Here is an 18,514-nt window from a genome sequence, read left to right as displayed (position 1 = left end):
CCCCTCCTATACACGAGGCGTTAGTAGGGTGCCCTTCCTTACACCGCGGCGAGCACGGCGCGTTCCAGGCGGTCGCGCTCGGCGTCGGAGGGCCACGAGCCGACGAGATAGAAGACGTCCACCACGTCCCCGCCCAGGGTGGCGATCCGGGCCGCCCGGACCTGCGCACCGGCCGCGTCCAGCGCGGTGGTCACCCGGTAGAGCAGGCCCGCCGCGTCGGCGGCGCGCAACTCCAGCAGCACGGCGTCGGTGGCGGCCTCCCGGTGCCAGACCACCCGGGGCTCGGCCCCGGTGCCCCGCCCGGCCCGGCCGCGCAGACGCTGTGTCACCGACACGTCGCCGCCGACCGCCCGGCGCAGGTCCGCGGTGAGCGCGACCGGATCCGGCGCCAACCCGTACCGCGGCTGCACCCGACACTCCACCAACGCCCGGCCGTCCACCGTCGACGCGTCGGCGGCGAGCACCTCCAGCCGGTGCAGCGCCAGGCAACCGGCCACCGTCGCGAGCAGGCCCCGCCGGTCCGCCGCGGCCACCGCCACCCGGTCCCCGGTCAGGTGTACGACCGGCAGCGGCCCCACCACCAGCGCCGGATCGGGTGCCGGGGGTTGCGGCACGGTGCCGGTGTCGAGCGTGGTCCGGACCCGGGCCACCAACTCGGCGACCAGCCGCCCCTTCCAGTCCGACCAGGCACCCGGTCCGGTGGCGGCGGCGTCCGCCCGCACCAGCGCGTACAGCAGGTCGAGGGTGGTCACGTCGCCGACCGCCTCGGCCACCCGGGAGATGGTCACCGGGTCGGCGAGGTCCCGCCGGGTGGCCACCTCGGGCAGCACCAGGTGCAGCCGGACGAGCGTGCCGATCAGTGCCGCCTCCGCCTCGGGCAGGCCGATCCGGGTGGCCATCGCCCGGGCGATCGGCGCGCCCACGGTCGAGTGGTCTGCGAAGGTGCCGGCGGGCTCGTGCCTGCCGGGCCGCCCGGCGGCACCTTCGCCTGGCAGGCCCTTGCCGATGTCGTGCAGGAACGCACCGAGCAGCAGCAGGTCCGGCCGGTCCACGTCGCGGGTGTGCCGGCTGGCCTCGTACGCGGTCTGCACCAGATGCCGGTCCAGGGTGAAGCGGTGCACCGGGTTGTGCTGGGGCAGGCTGCGCAGCCGGGTCCACTCCGGCAGCCAGCCCTCGGTCAGCCCGTACCGGTCGCAGGTCTCCCAGGCCGCGAGCAGGCCCGCGCCCGCGCCCAGCAGCGTGGTCAGCGCGGCGCGTGCCTCGACCGGCCACGGCGTCGGCAGCGGCGGGCAGTACGCGGCCAGCCACTCACAGGTGGCCCGGGCGATCGGCAGCCCGGTGACCGCCGCCGCGGCGGCCACCCGCAGCGAGAGGCTGGCGTCGGGGCGGGCACCGATGGCGGTGCGGGCCAACACCAGTTCCCCGTCGTGCTCGACCACGTCCCGGGCGACCGGCCGACGGAGCGGGCGACCGTCGGCACCTCGACGGCGACCGGAACGCAGCCGGTCGGCGGCGCGGAACGCGTCGTCGAGAGCATGGCTGACGGTGCGCGCGTCGCCGGCCACCCGGCGCAACAGGGCGTCGCCGTCACCCTCCTCGGCCTGCGCCCGCCGGTCCGGCCCGGGATCGGGCCGATCCGGGTGCGCCGCACCGTCGGCCCCAGTCGGGCGCGACTCGCTCTCGGCCGGCGCCGGCCGGAGCCCGAGCAGCGCGGCCACCCCGGCGCGTTCCTGGGCGAGCAGCCGGTCGACCCGACGACCGAGCTGCTGGTGCAGGGCGTCGCGGGTGTCCAGCAGGCGCAGGTGCGCGGCGTGGATGGCGGGCCGCAGCGCGTCGGTGATGCCGGCGAGCGCGATGGCCTTGAGGATGCCGACGTCGCGCAGGCCGCCGGCCGCCTCCTTGAGGTCGCCTTCGAGCAGGAACGCCAGCTCGCCGTGGGCCTGCCAGCGGGTCGCCGCGCTCTGGCGCAGCGGCGCCAGTTGGCGTACGGCGGTGCGGCGCCAGTGGTCGACGGCGCTGCTGACCAGCGTGTCGGCGAGTTCCGGGTCACCGGCGACCAGACGGGCGTCGAGCAGGCCCAGGGCCACCTTCACGTCGTCCTGGGCGACCGACAGCGCCTCGGCCACGGTGCGTACCGAGTGGTCCAACCGCAGCCCGGCGTCCCAGATCGGGTACCAGAGCGAGGCGGCGAGTTCGTCGACGCCGGGGACCCCGGCGTGCACCAGCACCAGGTCGAGGTCGCCGTACGGGGCGCACTGCCGTCGCCCCAGCCCGCCGACCGCGAGCAGCGCGACGCCCGGCCGGTCCGGCAGCAGCCGGGCCAGCCAGGCGTCGTACGCGTCGGCCCGGGCCCGGCGCGCGGCGGCGCCGATCCCGGCCGGTACGCCGACGACCTCGTCGACCGGGAGTGCCGTTGTGCCGTCGGTTCCCACGGCTGCCCTCCCGGTCGACGAGGTCATCGATGATGTTCTACAGGGCGTCGAGGCCGCGCTCGCCGGTGCGGACCCGGACGACCTCCTCGACACCGGTCACCCAGACCTTGCCGTCACCGATCTTGCCCGTCCGGGCGGCACCGACCACGGCGTCGACGATCTTGTCCACGTCGATCTCGTCGGTCAGCACCTCGACCCGGATCTTGGGCAGGAACTCGACCGTGTACTCGGCACCCCGGTAGACCTCGGTGTGGCCCTTCTGCCGTCCGTAGCCCTGGACCTCGCTCACGGTCAACCCGGCCACGCCCAGCGTGTGCAGGGCCTCCTTGACGGCGTCCAACTGGTGCGGCTTGATGACCGCGGTCACCAGCTTCATGTCCAACCCCTCCATTCCGAGAACGTTAGCCGGCGACCTTTTCGCTTACCGCTTCGGTGGGCTCACTCTTCGGCTTCGCCGAGGGGGTGAGGCCCGCGGCGGCGAACGCGCCGCCACCACCGGTGGAGCTGAACTCGTACGCGCTCTCCGCGTGCTCGGCGTTGTCGATGCCCTCGACCTCGGCCTCGGGGCTGAGCCGGAAGCCGATGGTCTTCTCGATCGCGAAGCCGATGATGTACGCCACCACGAACGAGTACGCCAGCACCGCGACCACACCGATCGCCTGCAGGCCGAGCAGCTTGATGCCGCCGCCGTAGAGCAGACCGTCGTTGCCCTCGCCGGCCAGCACCTCGATGGCCAGGAAGCCGATGAGCAGCGAGCCGATGATGCCGCCGACCATGTGCACGGCCACCACGTCGAGCGAGTCGTCGTACTTGAGCTTGTACTTCAGACCCACGGCGAGCGCGCAGACCGCACCGGCGATGAGGCCGAGGGCGATCGCGCCCAGCGGCTCCAGGAACGCGCAGGCGGGGGTGATGCCGACCAGGCCGGCGATCGCACCGGAGGCCGCGCCGAGCGTGGTCGGCTTGCCGTCGCGGAGCCACTCCACCACGATCCAGCCGAGCACCGCCGCGGCGGTGGCGACCTGCGTGTTGATCAGCGAGACGGCGGCGGCGCCGTCGGCGGCACCCGCCGAGCCGGCGTTGAAGCCGAACCAGCCGAACCAGAGCAGCGCCGCACCGAGCAGCACCATCGGCAGGTTGTGCGGCTTGAACTTGTCCTTGGGCCAGCCGACCCGTCGGCCGAGCACGAGTGCCAGCGCCAGGGCCGCGGCACCGGCGTTGATGTGCACCGCGGTGCCACCGGCGAAGTCGAGTACGCCCAGCTCGCCGATCCAACCGCCGCCCCACACCCAGTGCGCGACCGGGAAGTAGACCAGGGTGGCCCACAGGCCGGCGAAGAGCAGCCACGGGCCGAACTTGGCCCGGTCGGCGATCGCGCCGCTGATCAGGGCGACGGTGATCACCGCGAACATCAACTGGAAACCGGCGAACAGAAGGTCGGGAATGCCGCCCTCGGTGCCGCTCTCCAACATCCCGCGAAGACCCACGTAGGAGAGATCACCGGTGATCCCGCCAATGTCGTCGCCGAATGCGATGCTGTAGCCGTAGAACACCCACAACAGGCTGACCAGGCCGATCGCTCCGAAGCTCATCATCATCATGTTGAGCACGGACTTGGATCGCGTCATGCCGCCGTAGAACAGCGCCAGGCCGGGCGTCATGAGCAACACCAGCGCGGCAGAAGTCAAAATCCAGGCGGTGGCACCAGAATCTAGCTCCGGCACGCTGCCTCCTCTCGGGTTGTATTCCCTCCCTCCCGGCATCGCGCAGCATCGCCCGTACGCCGGTTGCGCGGAAGCCTGATTGTCGGCTGTTTCGCCCAGGGTCCCCGAGTGGTTTCCGAACCGTGACGGCTTGTTTCGTACGTGTGAAGAACGTCGGACGCCTCGGTGACACGGCGGGTGGCGGATCGGCCGTCCGGCGTACCCCGTTCCCCCGATGGATCAGCGCAGGGCGTACTCGAGGGCGTGCCGTTCGTAGTCGAGCAGCCGCAGGTCCCGCATCGGCCGACGGAGGTGGCCCTTGTGCACGATCCGTACGAAGGCGGGCTCCCCGGCGGCGGCCATCCGGCGGATGCCCTCCACGTGGTCCACGATCCGCTTGCGGATGGTCCGGATCAGCCGGTGCCGGTCCCGTGGGATCAACCCGTACGCGTCGGCGAACAGCCGCAGCCGACGCGGCCGGTCCGGGTGCTTCCAGCCGAGCGTGATCGAGTCCCGGTCCGAGAAGATCGGCACCCAGGTCCAGGCCGCGTACGCCACGTCGTAGATCCGCGCGCCGGGCGAGGCGAGGTCGAAGTCGATCAGCCCGAGGGTGCCGTCCGGCCGCCAGATCACGTTGTGCGGGGCGGCGTCGTGGTGGCAGATGACCTCGGTGTCCGGTGGCGGCGGGCCGAACGAGCGCCACACCGCCTGCGGGGGCGGGGCGAAGCCGTACTGCGCGTCGTGGAACATCCGCAACATGGTGGCGACGGTGACCAGTGCCTCGTCGGTGACCCAGTGCGGGGCCAGCGGGTACTCCCCGCACTCCCCCTCCAGGTACGACAGCACCTCACGGTTGCGCTCGTCCATGCCGAGGGCGCGGGGCGCGCCGGTGAACCCGACGTACTCCAGGTGACGCAGCAGGGCGTGCACCGCCGGTGTCCACGGGCCGGCGTTGCGCCGGACCGTGTCGCCCACCCGCACCACGGTGCTCACGTTCCCGCCGTGCAGCGGGATCTCCTGCGAAGTCACGTACGGTCTCCCGAGGCGCTGCGACGGGTGGCTCGGGTCGCGCCAGCCCGCGTACGCGCGATCGTCTCTGGTCACCCGAGGTTACGCGGTCGGACCGGAGGATTCGGCACCCAGCAACGCGTCGACGAACTGCGCCGGGTCGAACGGCGCCAGGTCGTCCGGCCCCTCGCCGAGCCCGACGAGCTTGACCGGGATGCCGAGCTTGCGCTGTACCGCGATCACGATGCCGCCCTTGGCGGTGCCGTCGAGCTTGGTGAGCACGACGCCGGTGACGTTGACCACCTCGGTGAAGACGCGGGCCTGCTCCAGACCGTTCTGGCCGGTGGTGGCGTCGAGCACCAGCAGTGTCTCGTCGATCGGGCCGTGCTTCTCCACCACCCGCTTGACCTTGCCCAGCTCGTCCATCAGGCCGACCTTGTTCTGCAGGCGGCCGGCGGTGTCCACGAGCACGGTGTCCACGCCGGTGTCGATGCCGCGCTTGACGGCGTCGAAGGCGACGCTGGCCGGGTCGGCCCCCTCCGGGCCGCGCACGGTCTCCGCGCCGACCCGGCCGGCCCAGGTCTCCAACTGGTCGGCGGCGGCGGCCCGGAACGTGTCGGCCGCGCCGAGCAGCACGGTACGCCCGTCGGCGATCAGCACCCGGGCGATCTTGCCGCAGGTGGTGGTCTTGCCGGCGCCGTTCACGCCGACCACCAGCAGCACCGCCGGCACGCCGTCGGCGGGCGTGGTGTGCAGGGCGCGGTCCAGCGCCGGGTCGAGCGCGTTGACCAGCTCGGTGGCGAGCAGGGTACGCAGCTCGGCGACCGACCGGGTGCCCAGCACCCGGGTCCGCTCCCGCAGCCGGTCGACGATCTCCCGGGTGGCGTCGACACCCACGTCGGCGGTGATCAGGCTGTCCTCGATCTCCTCCCAGACGTCCTCGTCCAGCCGGTCACGGCTGAGCAGGCCGAGCAGGCCCTTACCGAAGACGTTCTGTGAGCGCGACAGCCGGGAACGCAGCCGGACCAACCGCCCGGCGGTCGGCTCGGGCACCTCGACGGTCGGGGCCGGTGCCTCGACGACCGGTGGCTCCACCAGGACGCCGGTGGACAGATCCGACTCCGGGGCCTCGACCGGTGGTCCGGCCAGGTCCTCCTCGGCCCGGGTGTCGACCTCCGTACGCGGCAGCGGCGGCTCCGGCCGTCGGCGCAGCCGCGGCACGACCAGCCCGACTCCGGCGAGGATCAGCACGCCGAGCAGGGCGAGTGCGACGAGGAGGTAATCCATCATGCCGAAATCCTGTCAGATGCCCGCGACGGCGTCTCATCCACCGCTCCCCCGGTCGTCCGCTCCCGCAGCGGTAGGCTCGCCCAGCCAGCAATGCCACGGCCGCCGGCGGGGTAAGAAGAAGAGGTTTCCCCCTCACCTCGGAGGTTCGCCATGCCCACCGCCCGACTGCTCATCGGTCCGCTTCTCCGGCGGGTCGTCGGCACCCGGGCCACCGTGTGGGTCGAGACCACGGCCCCCGCGACGGTCACCGTCCGCACGCCGGGCGGGGCCTCCGGCACGGCCGCCACCTTCTCCGCGTACGAGCACCACTACGCGCTGGTGGTCGTGGAGGGGCTCACCCCGGACAGCGCCACCACCTACGAGGTGCTGATCGACGACGAGGTCGCCTGGCCGCCGCCGGAGGGCCGCTTCCCGCCCAGCGTGATCCGCACCCGCGCGGAGGACGACCGGGACCAGCCGGTACGGCTGCTCTTCGGGTCCTGCCGGGAGACCACCCAGCACGCGACCACCCGCAAGCTCCCGCCGGACGCGCTGGACGCGTACACCCGGCGGGTGCTGGCCGACCCGGACCCGGCGGCGCTGCCCGACCTGGTGGTGCTCCTCGGCGACCAGGTCTACGCCGACGAGACCTCGCCCACCATGAAACGGTTGCTGCGGCGTCGGCGGCGTCGGCCCAAGGACGCCCCCAGCGACCAGGTGGTCAGCTTCGACGAGTACACCAAGCTCTATCTGGAATCGTGGAGCGACCCGGAGATCCGCTGGCTGTTCTCCACCGTGCCGAGCGTGATGATCTTCGACGACCACGAGGTGATCGACGACTGGAACACCTCGGCGTCCTGGCGGGCGGACATGCGCGAGCAGCCCTGGTGGGCCGAGCGGATCGCCAGCGGACTGGCGTCGTACTGGGTCTACCAGCACCTGGGCAACCTGTCCCCGGACGAGATCGACGCCGATCCGGTCTACGCCAAGGTCCGCGCGTCCGAGGACGCCACCGAGGTGCTGCGCGAGTTCGGCGCGCGGGTCGACACCGAGGCCGACCTGTCGCACGACACCGAGCGCTGGAGCGCCGTGCAGTACCAGTGGAGCTACGCGCTCGACCTGGGCCGGACCCGGCTGGTGATGCTGGACAGCCGGTGCAGCCGGGTGCTGGTGCCCGGGCGCCGGACGATGCTGCCGGCCGCCGAGTGGGCCTGGTTCGTCGACCAGGCCCACGGCAGCTACGACCACCTGGTCGTCGGCACCTCGCTGCCGTGGCTGCTGCCGCCCGGCATCCACCACGTCGAGGCGTGGAACGAGAAGCTCGCCGACTCGTCCCGCCCGTGGGTCGCCGGGCTGGCCGAGAAGCTGCGCCGCGCCCTCGACCTAGAGCACTGGGGCGCGTTCCGGCGGTCCTTCGAGGGTCTCGCCGAGTTGTTCGCCCGCCTCGGCAGCGGCGCATCGGGCGGGCCCGACGACCGCAAGGGTGCCGGACCCGCGTACCCGGCTCCGGCCTCGATCAGCGTGCTCTCCGGCGACGTGCACCACTCGTACGTGGCCCGGGTCCGGTTCGCCGACCCGGACGTCCGCACGCCCGTACACCAGCTCACCTGCTCGCCGATCCACAACCAGGTGCCGGCCGGGATGCGCCCGGTGATGCGGATGGGCTGGGCGCGTGGTCCGGCCGGAGCGGCCCGCGCCCTGGCCCGTACGGCCGGGGTGCGCCGGTCCTTCGTGAAGTGGCGCAAGTTGGCCGGGCCGTACTTCGGCAACGCGGTGTCGACGTTGACCAACGCCGGTCGCGGGTCGGAGGTGGTGATCGAGGGCACCACCAGCGACGGCACCCTGCGCGAGGTGGCCCGGCAGCGGCTCACCCCCTGAAAGGAAGGGCCCCTGCCAACGCCTGCGGTAGCGGAAGGGCCCCTCCCAACACGTCACGACGCGGCGGCGTGCACGGCGGGCGACCGGGCGCCGGGCACCCGGCCGCAGGGCCCACTCAGGTGTCCAGCGCCGCCCGCAGGTAGCGCAGGTCCTCGGGGCCGCTCCACCGGTGCGCGGACAGGCCCGCCACCCGGGCGCCGCTGATCGCCCGGTCCTCGTCGTCGACGAAGAGCACCCGGCCCGGCGCGGTCTCCAGGGCCTCGCAGGCGGCCTGGAAATACTCGCGGGCCGGCTTGTGCACCCCCACCACCGAGGAGTTGACCACCACGTCCAGCTCGTCGGTCAGCCCCAACGTCGCCAGGTCGTCGTCGAGCAGGTCGGTGGCGTTGGTGGCGAGCCCGACCCGGATGCCCCGGCCCCGCACCTCGCGGACGAAGTCGAGCACCACCGGGTCCACCTCGCCCCGGTAGCGCTGCCACTGCTCCACGGCGGCCCGGGCCCGCTGCGGTCCGCCCGCCGAGTCGGCCAGCGCGCCGGCCACACTCGACACCCACTCGGCGTGGCTGACCCGGCCGGTCAGCACCGGTTGCAGCCCCTCCCAGTGCATGGCGATCTCACCGAGCACCCCCTCGGAGAGGCCGTACTCCCGCTCCACCCCGGCGGCCACCGCCGGATCGAAGCGCCGCAGTACGCCGTCGAAGTCCAGCAGGAGCGCCGTCGCGCGTTCCCGAGCCACTACCCGTTCTCCTCGCCGCGGCCATGCCGCTCGTCGTCGGTGTCGGCCCGGTTGAGCCGTTGACTGATCACCTGGGTGACCCCGCCACGCATTGTCACGCCGTACAGCGCGTCGGCGATCTCCATGGTCCGTTTCTGGTGCGTGATGACGATGAGCTGACTCTTCTCCCGCAACTGGGCCATCAGCGTGATCAGCCGACCCAGGTTGACGTCGTCGAGCGCCGCCTCGACCTCGTCCATGATGTAGAACGGGCTGGGCCGGGCGCGGAAGATCGCCACCAGCATCGCCACCGCGGTCAGCGACCGCTCGCCGCCGGAGAGCAGCGAGAGTCGCTTGATCTTCTTACCGGGTGGCCGGGCCTCGACCTCGACACCGGTGGTCAGCATGTCGTCCGGCTCGGTGAGGATCAGCCGGCCCTCGCCACCGGGGAACAGCACCTCGAAGACCTGCTCGAACTCGCGCGCGGTGTCGGCGAAGGCGCTGGCGAAGACCTCCAGGATGCGGTCGTCCACGTCCTTGACCACGGTGAGCAGGTCACGGCGGGTCGCCTTGAGGTCCTCCAACTGCTCGGAGAGGAACTTGTACCGCTCCTCCAGCGCGGCGAACTCCTCCAGCGCGAGCGGGTTGACCTTGCCGAGCAGGGTCAGTTCCCGTTCCGCCTTGGCGGCCCGCTTCTCCTGCGCCGGTCGCTCGTACCGCACCGGCTCGGGCACCGGCAGGCCGTCCCGTTCGGCGGCGGCCACCTCGGCCTCGGTCGGCGGCACCGGCTGCTCCGGCCCGTACTCGGCGATGAGGGTCTCCACGGTCAGGCCGAAGTCCTCGGCCGCCTTGGCCTCCAACTGCTCGATGCGCAGCCGCTGCTCGGCCCGCGCCACCTCGTCCCGGTGCACCTGGCTGGTCAGCCGCTCCAGTTCACCACCGAGCCGTTTCGCGGCGGCCCGCACCTCCTGTAGCTCCGCCTCGCGGGTGGCCCGTTCCCGCGCCACCGCGTCGCGGTGCTCCTCGGCCCGCGCGATGCTGCTGGTCAGCCGGGTCAGGGCCGCCCGGGCGCCGCCGGCCACCGCCCGGGCGATACCCGCACCCCGGGTACGCGCCGCCCGCCGCGCCGCCGCCCGCTCCCGCGCGGCCCGCTCGGCGGCGGCCTGCCGACGCAGCGAGTCGGCCCGCCCGGCGATCGAGGCCACCCGCTCCTCGGCGGTACGCACCGCGAGCCGGACCTCCATCTCGTTCTGCCGGGCCTGCGGGACCATCGCGGCGAGCTGGTCGCGTTCCTCGGTGGACGGTTCGGCGTCGATCGGGGTCGCCTCGGCCAGCCGCAGCCGCTCCTCCAACTCGGCCAGCGCGGTCAGGTCCCGTTCCCGGGCCGCCTCGGCACGTGACCGGGACTCGCCGAGCCGGTCGGTCTCCGCCTTCGCCGACCGGGCGGCGGCGCCGAGTTCGGCCAGACGTCGGGCGGCGGCGTTGCGGTGGCTCTCCGCCTCCCGCTTGGCGGCGGCGGCGTGCTGCACCACCTCCTTGGCGGCGGCGACCTCGGCTCGCGCCTGCACGAGTTGTTCACGCAGGTCGGCACTGCTCCGTTCGGCGGTGAGCCGGTTGGCCCGGGCCTCCTCGACCGCCGCCTGCACCTCGATGTAGCTGGGCGCCTTCGCCGAGCCGCCGGCCGCCGCGTACGCCCCGACGACGTCACCCTCCCGGGTGACCGCACGCAGCTCGGGGTTGACGGTGACCACCTCGGCCGCGGCGGCGAGGTCGTCGACCAGCACCACGTCGCGCAGCGCCCGGTGCACCGCCGGACGGATCTGTGCGTCGCAGTCCACCAGGTCGGGGGCCCAGTGGGCGCGGTCGGGCAGTTTGGGGCGCAACGTGTCGGCCGCACCGGACATCCCCGGCCCGGCGGGGCTGCCGACGAGCAGGCCGGCGCGCCCGGCGTCGGAGATCTTCAACAGGCGCATCGCCTCGACGGCCTCGTCGACCCCGCTGACCGCGACCGCGTCGGCGAGCCCGCCGAGCGCTGCGGCCAGCGCCGCCTCGTGGCCGGGGGCGACCGTGAGCAGGCCGGCGAGGCTGCCCAGCAGCCCGGGCACCTGGTCGGCGCGGGCCAGCAGCGCGCCGGCGCCGTCCTTGCGGCGCAGCCCCAGGGCGAGCGCCTCCTCCCGCGCCTTCCAGGTGGCGGCGTCCTTCTCGGCCGCCCGTTCGGCGTCGGCGAGCGACCGTACGGTGGCCTGTGCCTGCTCCTGGGCACCGACCGCCTCGGCGTGCCGGGTGTCCAGGTCGGCGTTGTCGCGGTCCGCCTCGGTGGACTGCTCGGCGACCGCGTCCAGGTCGGCCTGGGCACGCTCGGCGCGGGTCAGCGCGTCGGTGTGTGCGGCGGCGAGCCGTTCGATCTCCTCACCGGCGCTGGTGGTCCGGGCCCGGGCCGAGTTCACCTGCCCGGTGAGCCGGGCCAGCCCCTCCCGCCGATCGGCGATCGCCTTGGCCGCGGCGACCAGTTCCCGCTCCGCCGCAGCGAGTTGCCGCTCCAGCTCCTGGCGGTGCTCGACCGCCTCGGCGAGCCGGATCTGGTCGTCGGTGAGCGCGGCGCGCAGGTCCTCCTCCTGCTCGCGGATCCGCTCGGACTCGGCCTCCAACTGTTCCGGGTCGCGGCCGGGACGTTCGTCGTCCGGGGTCGCGCTGAGGTGTCGCAGCCGCTCCAGCGCGAGTTGCTCGATCGAGCGGAACCGCTCCTGGAGGGCGGAGAGCCTGTACCAGGTGTCCTGTGCGGCGGCCAGCAGCGGCGCGTCGGAGGCCAGCGCCTCCTCCAACTCGCCGAGGCGGGACTGCACCTCGGCGTGCTCCGCCTCCACCTGCTCGCGGCGGTGGCGCAGCGCCGTCTCGTCGGCGATCTCCTTGTCCAACGTGGTGCGCAGGGTGGCCAGGTCGTCGGCGAGCAGCCGCAGTCGCGCGTCCCGCAGGTTGGCCTGGATCACGGCGGCCCGCCGGGCCACCTCGGCCTGCCGCCCGAGCGGTTTGAGCTGGCGGCGCAGCTCGGCGGTGAGGTCGGTCAGCCGGTTCAGGTTGGTCTGCATCGCGTCGAGCTTGCGCAGCGCCTTCTCCTTGCGCTTGCGGTGCTTGAGGACGCCGGCCGCCTCCTCGATGAACGCCCGCCGGTCCTCCGGCTTGGCGTGCAGCATGCCGTCGAGCCGACCCTGGCCGACGATGATGTGCATCTCCCGGCCGATGCCGGAGTCGGAGAGCAGTTCCTGGATGTCGAGCAACCGGCAGGAGTCGCCGTTGATCTCGTACTCGCTCTCGCCGGAGCGGAACATCCGGCGGGTGATGGAGACCTCGGTGTACTCGATCGGCAGGGCACCGTCGGTGTTGTCGATGGTCAGCGTCACCTCGGCCCGGCCGAGCGGGGCCCGACCGGCGGTGCCGGCGAAGATGACGTCCTCCATCTTGCCGCCCCGCAGGGCCTTCGCGCCCTGCTCGCCGAGCACCCAGGCGATGGCGTCGACGACGTTGGACTTGCCGGAGCCGTTGGGGCCCACCACACAGGTGATCCCGGGCTCCAGCTTGAGCGTCGTCGCGGAGGCGAAGGATTTGAAGCCCTTCACCGTCAGGCTCTTGAGATGCACGTCCCGATCCTCGTCCGGTGGCCGCCGTACCGTCGCCCGGCTGCGCGGACCCTGGTAAACCCGCAGGGTAACCCGGCACCGGGTGGCCCACCCCACGCGACCCGCCTGCCGGCGTCCGGGGCCGGGCAGAGATGCGCGCCGGCACACATCGTGTCGGCGCGCTGCTGTGCGGTGGTGCTATTCGGTTGTGGCGACCAGGTGGGTCAGGTCAGTGCCGGCTCGGCCAGACGGAGCAGATCGTCCGCCTCCGCCGCCGCCGCCGCGAGCCGATCGTTCTCGGCACGCAGTCGGGTGACCTCGAACTCCAGTGACTGAACCCTGGAACGCAGTCGGGTGACCTCGTCGAGCAGACGCCGGTCGGGCGCCGCACCTACGTGGCCATAGAGGGCCTTCGCCATTTTGACTCCTTGATATGCGCTGCCGGAGAGGCCGGCCAACGCGCGCCCTGGTGTACGCGACTACCACTCCCACGAGATCTGGGCATGGCCGGGCGCGACTGGCGACACCTACATATTGAGCCGGGAGCCCCTGATTCGTCAAGTTCTCGCAGGCCGTAGATCATCTCTACGTCGGCCCGACCGATCACCGGCGGCTGCCACCAGGCGCGGACACGCTCTGTCCGGACGCCTCGACTCTACGCTCCGGTCCGGTGGATTACCTCACCCGGATGTACAGGGTCCTCTTAACTCTTCCTTAGCCGGATTGCTGCCCCCAGGGGCGACACGTAGCGTCACGACGGCCCGTACCCGACCCGTGGAGGCGACAGGCGTGCACGGCTGGAACGACTCGCGCGAGCCGGAGGCCCACCCTCGGCGGCCGGAAGCCCCGACCGAGGATCCGGCCTGGTTGACCGACCGGCCCGCACCGAGGTCTGCCTACCTGTTCGGTGACGAACCGGGAGGTTCGGCCGACCGGTGGTACGACGACCAGCCGACCGAGCAGTGGCGACCGGACGCCGCGCACTCCCTGCGGCGGGAGGAGACCGACTGGCGGGCCGGCCAGCACCAGGCCGTCGAGCCGGCGGCCGGGTACCACGACCCGACCGGCCGTGGCTGGACGCCGGACGGGCCCGGCGGGCAGAACATCCCCGGGTGGCCCGCACCGGCCGACCCCGAGCGGCCGGCCCGGCACGCCGCACCGGAGACCGATCACCACGGTGCCGACTGGGACACGCAGGTCCGGGGGTACGACGTCCCGGCCGGGCCCACCTCGGGCTACCCGACCGGCCCGGCCCCGGACCGCTACGACGGGTACGCCCCGACCGCCGGCCACGGCCGGTACGACACGGCCGGTGACCGGTACGACATGACCGTCGAGGGCGAGCACGGCCCGTACGCCGGCACCGGCGACCACGGCCGGTACGGCCTGCCGACGGAGCAGCGGGGCACCGCCGACCAGCCGCACGAACCGGCCGGCCCGGACGATCGCGGGGAGCGCCGCCGACTGCGGCGGCCCCTGGTGCTCGGCGGCGCCGCCGCGGCGGCCACCCTCGTGGTGAGCATCGGCGTCGCGGCCCTCGCGCTGCCCGGCGACGACGACACGACCGACCGCACCGCCGCCGACATCCCCGCCGCCACCGCACCGGCCGTGGCGGACGACCCGGTGGACCCGGTGCTGGACCCGAGCGACTCCCCGAGCCCCAGCCCGAGCCCGAGCGTCTCGCCGAGCAGCGCGTCACCGTCGCCGTCACCGAGCCGGGCCAGCAGCAGCCCCACCCCGGCGGCGTCACGGACCACCGCGCCCTCGCGGCAGAACACCGAGCGTCAGGGCAGCCAGAACCGGGCCAGTACGCCCAGCACCTCCCCCTCGGCGGGCACCGACTCGCAGGCGGCGGAGGTGGTACGGCTGGTCAACGTCGAGCGGGCCGAGGCCGGCTGCGGCGCGCTCAGCATCGACGACAAGCTGATGACCGCCGCCCAGCGGCACAGCCAGGACCAGGCCGACACCCGGAACATGTCGCACACCGGCAGTGACGGCAGCAACCCCGGAGACCGGATCGACCGCGTCGGCTACACCTGGCGGACCTACGGCGAGAACGTGGCGTGGAACCAGCGCACCCCGGCTGCGGTGATGGACGCCTGGATGAACAGCGACGGTCACCGGGCGAACATCCTCAACTGCGCCTTCACCGAGATCGGCGTCGGGGTGGCCGACGGCAACGGGCTGTACTGGACGCAGGTCTTCGCCGCGCCGCGCTGACCCGCGCCGCGCTGACCCGCGCCGCGCTGACCTACCCCGCGCTGACCCGACCCGCCGGTCCCGGCCGGACTGCGAGTCCTGATCGGGTCTGTCCTCGTTTGACCGGGTGAGGTACGCCGTCGCGTACCTCACCCGGGCGGTGTGACGCCGCCCCGCGAGGTGCGGAGACGGCGATGCGGATCGGGGCGGGCCGGACGCGGTGGGTACGCCGGTTGCTACCGGCCGGCCTGGCGCTCACGGTGCTCGCCGCCCCGGCCGCCTGCCGGCCTCCGCGCCCCCCGCCCGGCGCGCCCACGAGCTGGCCGGTGGCCTCGGCGCGCCACTGGCAGTGGCAGTGGCAACTGCGCGGCGAACTGGATGCGGAGGTCCCGGCGAACGTGTTCGTGCTCGATCCGGTCCGCACCACCTCGGCGCAGACCGCCGCGTTACGCGCCCGCGACAGCCGGCTGGTCTGCCAGGTGCACGTCGGGTCGGTGCACCCCGTCGATCCGGACGCCAGCCGCTACCCGGCCGAGGTACGCGGCACCACCTCCACCGGCACCGACCGCACCTGGCTGGACGTACGCCGGTGGGACGTGCTGCGTCCGGTGCTGGCCGACCGGTTCCGGCTGTGCCGTGGCAAGGGCTTCGGCGCGGTGCTGCTGGCCGACGCCGACGGGTACGCCCAGCGCTCCGGGTTCCCGCTGGACTTCGACCACCAGCTCCGGTTCAACCGTCAGGTGGCGGCGCTGGCCCGTACCCTCGACCTCTCCCCCGGCCTGCTCGGTGCCCTGCCGCAGGTCGCCGCGCTGGCACCCGAGCTCGACTTCGCAGTCGATGAGGAGTGCGTACGGCTGGCGCGGTGTGAGAAGCTGCTGCCCCTCGTCGACGCCGGCAAGCCGGTGTTCCACGTCGAGTACACCGGCGACACCGCGGACTTCTGCGTCACCAGCGTCGGCTACGGATTCGCCTCCATCCGCAAGAACCGCACCCTGGACGCCTGGCGACTGCCCTGCCCCGCGCCCTGACCCCGGCACCCTGAACCGACAACCCGTGCGGCTCCCCGACGGTCAGCCGCGCAGCGAGCCCCGGGGGCGCGGCTGACAGCGGGGGCAACTGTACGAGGAGCGGTTCATGAACGCCTCCCGCCGGATCGGCGCACCGCACCGGTGACAGGGCTGCCCCTCCCGGCCGTACGCGTTCAACGACCGGTCGAAGTAGCCGCTCTCGCCGTTGACGTTGACGTAGAGCGCGTCGAAGCTGGTGCCACCTGCGGTGATCGCCTCGGCGAGCACGTCCCGGACGTGGCCGAGCAGCCGCCGGGCGGCCGGTCCGGTGAGAGCGTCGGTGGGCCGGGCGCCGTGCAGGCCCGCCCGCCACAACGCCTCGTCGGCGTAGATGTTGCCCACACCGGAGATCAGCGTCTGGTCCAGCAGCGCGCGCTTCACCTCGGTACGCCGTCGCCGCAGCGCGGCCACGAACTCGTCGTCGGAGAACTCCGGGTCCATCGGATCCCGGGCGATGTGCGCTATCTCGGTCGGCAGGGCGGCACCGCCCTCGCTCACCGACAGACCGCCGAACGTCCGCTGGTCGACGAAGCGCAACTCCGGGCCGTCGTCGGTGAACCGGAACCGCACCCGCAGGTGCGCCTCGTCGGCGGTGCCCGCCGGTTGCAGCAGCAACTGCCCGGACATCCCGAGGTGCCCGATCACGGCGTCGCCGCTGTCCAGCGGGAGCCACAGGTACTTGCCCCGCCGCCGGACGTCGAGCACGGTCCGACCGGCCAGCACGTCGGCGAAGTGGACGCCGCCCGGCTGGTGCCGGCGGACCGCCCGGGGATGCCGTACCTCGACCACGTCGATCCGGCGGCCGATGACCCAGCGGGCCAGGCCCTGCCGGACCGTCTCCACCTCGGGCAGCTCAGGCACGGTGCGCCTGGACCTCGCCGACGGTCTCGGTCCGCCCGTCGACGGTCACCGCGTCCGGCTCGCCGGCCGGGTCGGTGGCCTCGTCCGGGCTCGACTCCGCCTCGGCGTCGGCGGTCAACATCCGCCAGGCGGACTCGGCCGCCCGTTGCTCGGCCTCCTTCTTGCTGCGCCCGTCGGCGCCGCCGTACCGGTTCCCGGCGACCACCACCCAGGCGGTGAAGGTCTTGAGGTGGTCCGGGCCGGTGCCCTCGATACGGTATTCCGGGACCCCGAGCCCGAGGGCTGCGGTCAACTCCTGGAGGCTGGTCTTCCAGTCCAGCGCGGCCCCCCGGCCGGCCGACTCGGCCATCAGCGGGTCGAACAGCCGGTGGATCACGATCGCGGCGGTGTCCAGGCCGTACTGGAGGTAGATCGCCCCGAGCAGCGCCTCCAGGGTGTCGGCGAGGATGCTCGCCTTGTCCCGACCGCCGGTGGTCTCCTCGCCCTTGCCCAGCAGCAGGTACGGGCCGAGGCCGTCCGGGCCCAGACCACGGGCCACCTCGGCGAGGGCGCGCATGTTCACCACGCTGGCCCGCAACTTGGCCAACTGCCCCTCGGGCAGGTCCGGATGGTTGTGGAACAGCGCAGTGGTGATCACCACGCCGAGCACCGAGTCGCCGAGGAACTCCAGCCGCTCGTTGGTGGGCAGACCACCGTTCTCGTACGCGTAGGAGCGGTGGGTGAGTGCGCGCTCCAGCAGGTCCGGGTCCAGCGTCACGCCGAAGGCGGCTTCCAGGTGGCCGACGGAGGGCCTCCGCCGCTTGTCGTTGCTCATGATGTGCGTACCTCGGTGTCGGTGGTGCGGTCGGTGCGGTGGCCGGCGAGCAGCGCGGCGACCCGGTCGGTGGCGTCGCGACGCCAGAGGTGGGCGGCCAGGGCGATGCCGGAGGAGATGTCGTCGGGGCGGGCGGCACCGTGGCAGACGACCACCGTCCCACCCACGCCGAGCAGGGCGGCCGCCCGGGGCGCACCCCCGCCGGGCGGCGGTCCACCAGCCATGGCGTACGCGCCCTCGATGGCTTTGAGCAGCACGTTACCGGTGAACCCGTCGGTGACCACCACATCGGCACGCGTGCCGACGCAGACGTCGTACCCCTCGACCATGCCGACGTAGCGGGCGTCGGCGGGCAGGGTCACGGTGCTGAGCACGGGATCGGTGAGCCGGCGGGCCCGGTCGCCCTTGCCCGCCTCGGTGCCCACCGAGAGCAGACCCACCCGGGGTGCGACGACGCCGTGGGCGGCACCGGCGTAGGCGGCGCCGAGCACGGCGTGCCGGACCAGCGTGGCCGGGCTGGGTTCCAGCGAACCGCCGACGTCGAGCAGCACCACCGGTCCGGAGACGGCGGGCAGGACGGCGGCGAGCGCCGGACGGCGGACCTCGGGCCACCGGCCCAGGCCCAGTGCGGCGGCGGCGACGGTCGCGCCGGTGGACCCGGCGGAGACCAGCGCGTCGGCCTGGCCGGCGCGCACGGCCGCGACGGCCGCCCGGACGGTGGAGTCGGTCCGCGCGGTGACCAGTTCGTCGGCCATGTCGACAGCGGTCCGCGCGGGCCGGACGGTGACCCGGGCGCGTTCGGCCGGGTCGAGGGCATGGATCAGCACGCCGGCCACCTCGGTCGGGCCGACGAGCAGCAGATGCAGGTGAGGGTCGGCGCGCACCGCCCGCAGAGCGCCGTCCACCACGACGGCGGGAGCGTCGTCCCCGCCGAGGAGGTCAACGGCGATCCGT

General features: G+C 73.3%; 14 protein-coding genes. 3 read left to right on the top strand and 11 right to left on the bottom strand.

The window, feature by feature from the left end; genetic code table 11:
• Positions 1-38 precede the first annotated feature (38 nt).
• The 5 genes from ACQVFL_RS06985 to ftsY all read right to left on the bottom strand — a co-directional run bounded on the left by ACQVFL_RS06985 (position 39) and on the right by ftsY (position 6,433).
• Entirely contained in the window at positions 39-2,459 is a 2,421-nt protein-coding gene (locus tag ACQVFL_RS06985) for a [protein-PII] uridylyltransferase (protein WP_431728980.1), read from the bottom strand.
• 10 nt (positions 2,460-2,469) lie between these two features.
• Positions 2,470-2,808, bottom strand: coding sequence for a P-II family nitrogen regulator (locus ACQVFL_RS06980; protein WP_176092961.1), 339 nt, complete (start codon positions 2,806-2,808; stop codon positions 2,470-2,472).
• Between the two features lie 25 nt (positions 2,809-2,833).
• Positions 2,834-4,195 (bottom strand): ammonium transporter, encoded by a 1,362-nt coding sequence (locus ACQVFL_RS06975; protein ID WP_396691734.1) that lies wholly within the window; start codon positions 4,193-4,195, stop codon positions 2,834-2,836.
• 180 nt (positions 4,196-4,375) lie between these two features.
• Entirely contained in the window at positions 4,376-5,239 is an 864-nt protein-coding gene (locus ACQVFL_RS06970) for an aminoglycoside phosphotransferase family protein (RefSeq protein WP_176092960.1), read from the bottom strand.
• A gap of 6 nt (positions 5,240-5,245) precedes the next feature.
• Positions 5,246-6,433: a signal recognition particle-docking protein FtsY gene (gene ftsY / locus ACQVFL_RS06965; protein ID WP_396691735.1), complete on the bottom strand. Its 1,188-nt coding sequence runs from the start codon at positions 6,431-6,433 to the stop codon at positions 5,246-5,248.
• A gap of 150 nt (positions 6,434-6,583) precedes the next feature.
• Here ftsY and ACQVFL_RS06960 point away from each other — a divergent pair, with 150 nt between their 5' ends.
• Positions 6,584-8,290 carry an alkaline phosphatase D family protein gene (locus ACQVFL_RS06960; RefSeq protein WP_396691736.1) on the top strand — a complete coding sequence of 569 codons (1,707 nt, stop codon included), beginning with the start codon at positions 6,584-6,586 and terminating at the stop codon, positions 8,288-8,290.
• Between the two features lie 115 nt (positions 8,291-8,405).
• On the opposite strand, the gene ACQVFL_RS06955 is transcribed toward ACQVFL_RS06960, so the two are convergent.
• The 3 genes from ACQVFL_RS06955 to ACQVFL_RS06945 form a co-directional block, all read right to left on the bottom strand.
• Complete coding sequence (locus tag ACQVFL_RS06955; RefSeq protein WP_431728979.1) at positions 8,406-9,026, bottom strand: HAD family hydrolase; 621 nt, start codon at positions 9,024-9,026, stop codon at positions 8,406-8,408.
• On the bottom strand, positions 9,026-12,640 hold the full coding sequence (gene smc / locus ACQVFL_RS06950) for a chromosome segregation protein SMC (protein WP_431728978.1): 3,615 nt from the start codon (positions 12,638-12,640) through the stop codon (positions 9,026-9,028). Before smc ends, ACQVFL_RS06955 begins: the two co-directional genes overlap by 1 nt.
• 203 nt (positions 12,641-12,843) lie before the next feature.
• Positions 12,844-13,038 (bottom strand): hypothetical protein, encoded by a 195-nt coding sequence (locus ACQVFL_RS06945; RefSeq protein ID WP_092373577.1) that lies wholly within the window; start codon positions 13,036-13,038, stop codon positions 12,844-12,846.
• A gap of 370 nt (positions 13,039-13,408) precedes the next feature.
• On the opposite strand from ACQVFL_RS06945, the gene ACQVFL_RS06940 reads away from it, so the two are divergent.
• Both ACQVFL_RS06940 and ACQVFL_RS06935 read left to right on the top strand, forming a co-directional pair.
• The gene (locus ACQVFL_RS06940; RefSeq protein WP_431728977.1) at positions 13,409-14,839 is read left to right on the top strand and encodes a CAP domain-containing protein; all 1,431 of its coding nucleotides are present in this window, start codon (positions 13,409-13,411) and stop codon (positions 14,837-14,839) included.
• Between the two features lie 173 nt (positions 14,840-15,012).
• Positions 15,013-15,846: an endo alpha-1,4 polygalactosaminidase gene (locus tag ACQVFL_RS06935; protein WP_431728976.1), complete on the top strand. Its 834-nt coding sequence runs from the start codon at positions 15,013-15,015 to the stop codon at positions 15,844-15,846.
• Positions 15,847-15,888: 42 nt separating this feature from the next.
• On the opposite strand, the gene mutM is transcribed toward ACQVFL_RS06935, so the two are convergent.
• From mutM to ACQVFL_RS06920, 3 genes are read right to left on the bottom strand one after another with little or no spacing between them, the layout of a single operon-like run.
• The gene (gene mutM / locus ACQVFL_RS06930) at positions 15,889-16,746 is read right to left on the bottom strand and encodes a bifunctional DNA-formamidopyrimidine glycosylase/DNA-(apurinic or apyrimidinic site) lyase (RefSeq protein WP_396691742.1); all 858 of its coding nucleotides are present in this window, start codon (positions 16,744-16,746) and stop codon (positions 15,889-15,891) included.
• On the bottom strand, positions 16,739-17,560 hold the full coding sequence (gene rnc / locus ACQVFL_RS06925) for a ribonuclease III (protein WP_396691743.1): 822 nt from the start codon (positions 17,558-17,560) through the stop codon (positions 16,739-16,741). The genes mutM and rnc overlap by 8 nt, the downstream gene beginning before the upstream one ends.
• The gene (locus tag ACQVFL_RS06920) at positions 17,557-18,510 is read right to left on the bottom strand and encodes a phosphate acyltransferase PlsX (RefSeq protein ID WP_396691906.1); all 954 of its coding nucleotides are present in this window, start codon (positions 18,508-18,510) and stop codon (positions 17,557-17,559) included. Before ACQVFL_RS06920 ends, rnc begins: the two co-directional genes overlap by 4 nt.
• Positions 18,511-18,514 lie beyond the last annotated feature (4 nt).

The sequence above is a fragment of the Verrucosispora sp. TAA-831 genome (assembly GCF_050780145.1).
Lineage (GTDB): Bacteria > Actinomycetota > Actinomycetes > Mycobacteriales > Micromonosporaceae > Micromonospora.
This window is presented reverse-complemented; position numbering and strand designations above follow the sequence as displayed.

What these genes read in the sequence shown, in the direction of transcription:
- ACQVFL_RS06980 (WP_176092961.1), bottom strand. Translation starts at nt 2,808, where the DNA reads ATGAAGCTGGTGACCGCGGTCATCAAGCCGCACCAGTTGGACGCCGTC.
- ACQVFL_RS06960 (WP_396691736.1), top strand. Translation starts at nt 6,584, where the DNA reads ATGCCCACCGCCCGACTGCTCATCGGTCCGCTTCTCCGGCGGGTCGTC.
- ACQVFL_RS06935 (WP_431728976.1), top strand. Translation starts at nt 15,013, where the DNA reads ATGCGGATCGGGGCGGGCCGGACGCGGTGGGTACGCCGGTTGCTACCG.
- rnc (WP_396691743.1), bottom strand. Translation starts at nt 17,560, where the DNA reads ATGAGCAACGACAAGCGGCGGAGGCCCTCCGTCGGCCACCTGGAAGCC.
- ftsY (WP_396691735.1), bottom strand. Translation starts at nt 6,433, where the DNA reads ATGATGGATTACCTCCTCGTCGCACTCGCCCTGCTCGGCGTGCTGATC.
- ACQVFL_RS06975 (WP_396691734.1), bottom strand. Translation starts at nt 4,195, where the DNA reads ATGCCGGGAGGGAGGGAATACAACCCGAGAGGAGGCAGCGTGCCGGAG.
- ACQVFL_RS06945 (WP_092373577.1), bottom strand. Translation starts at nt 13,038, where the DNA reads ATGGCGAAGGCCCTCTATGGCCACGTAGGTGCGGCGCCCGACCGGCGT.
- ACQVFL_RS06985 (WP_431728980.1), bottom strand. Translation starts at nt 2,459, where the DNA reads ATGACCTCGTCGACCGGGAGGGCAGCCGTGGGAACCGACGGCACAACG.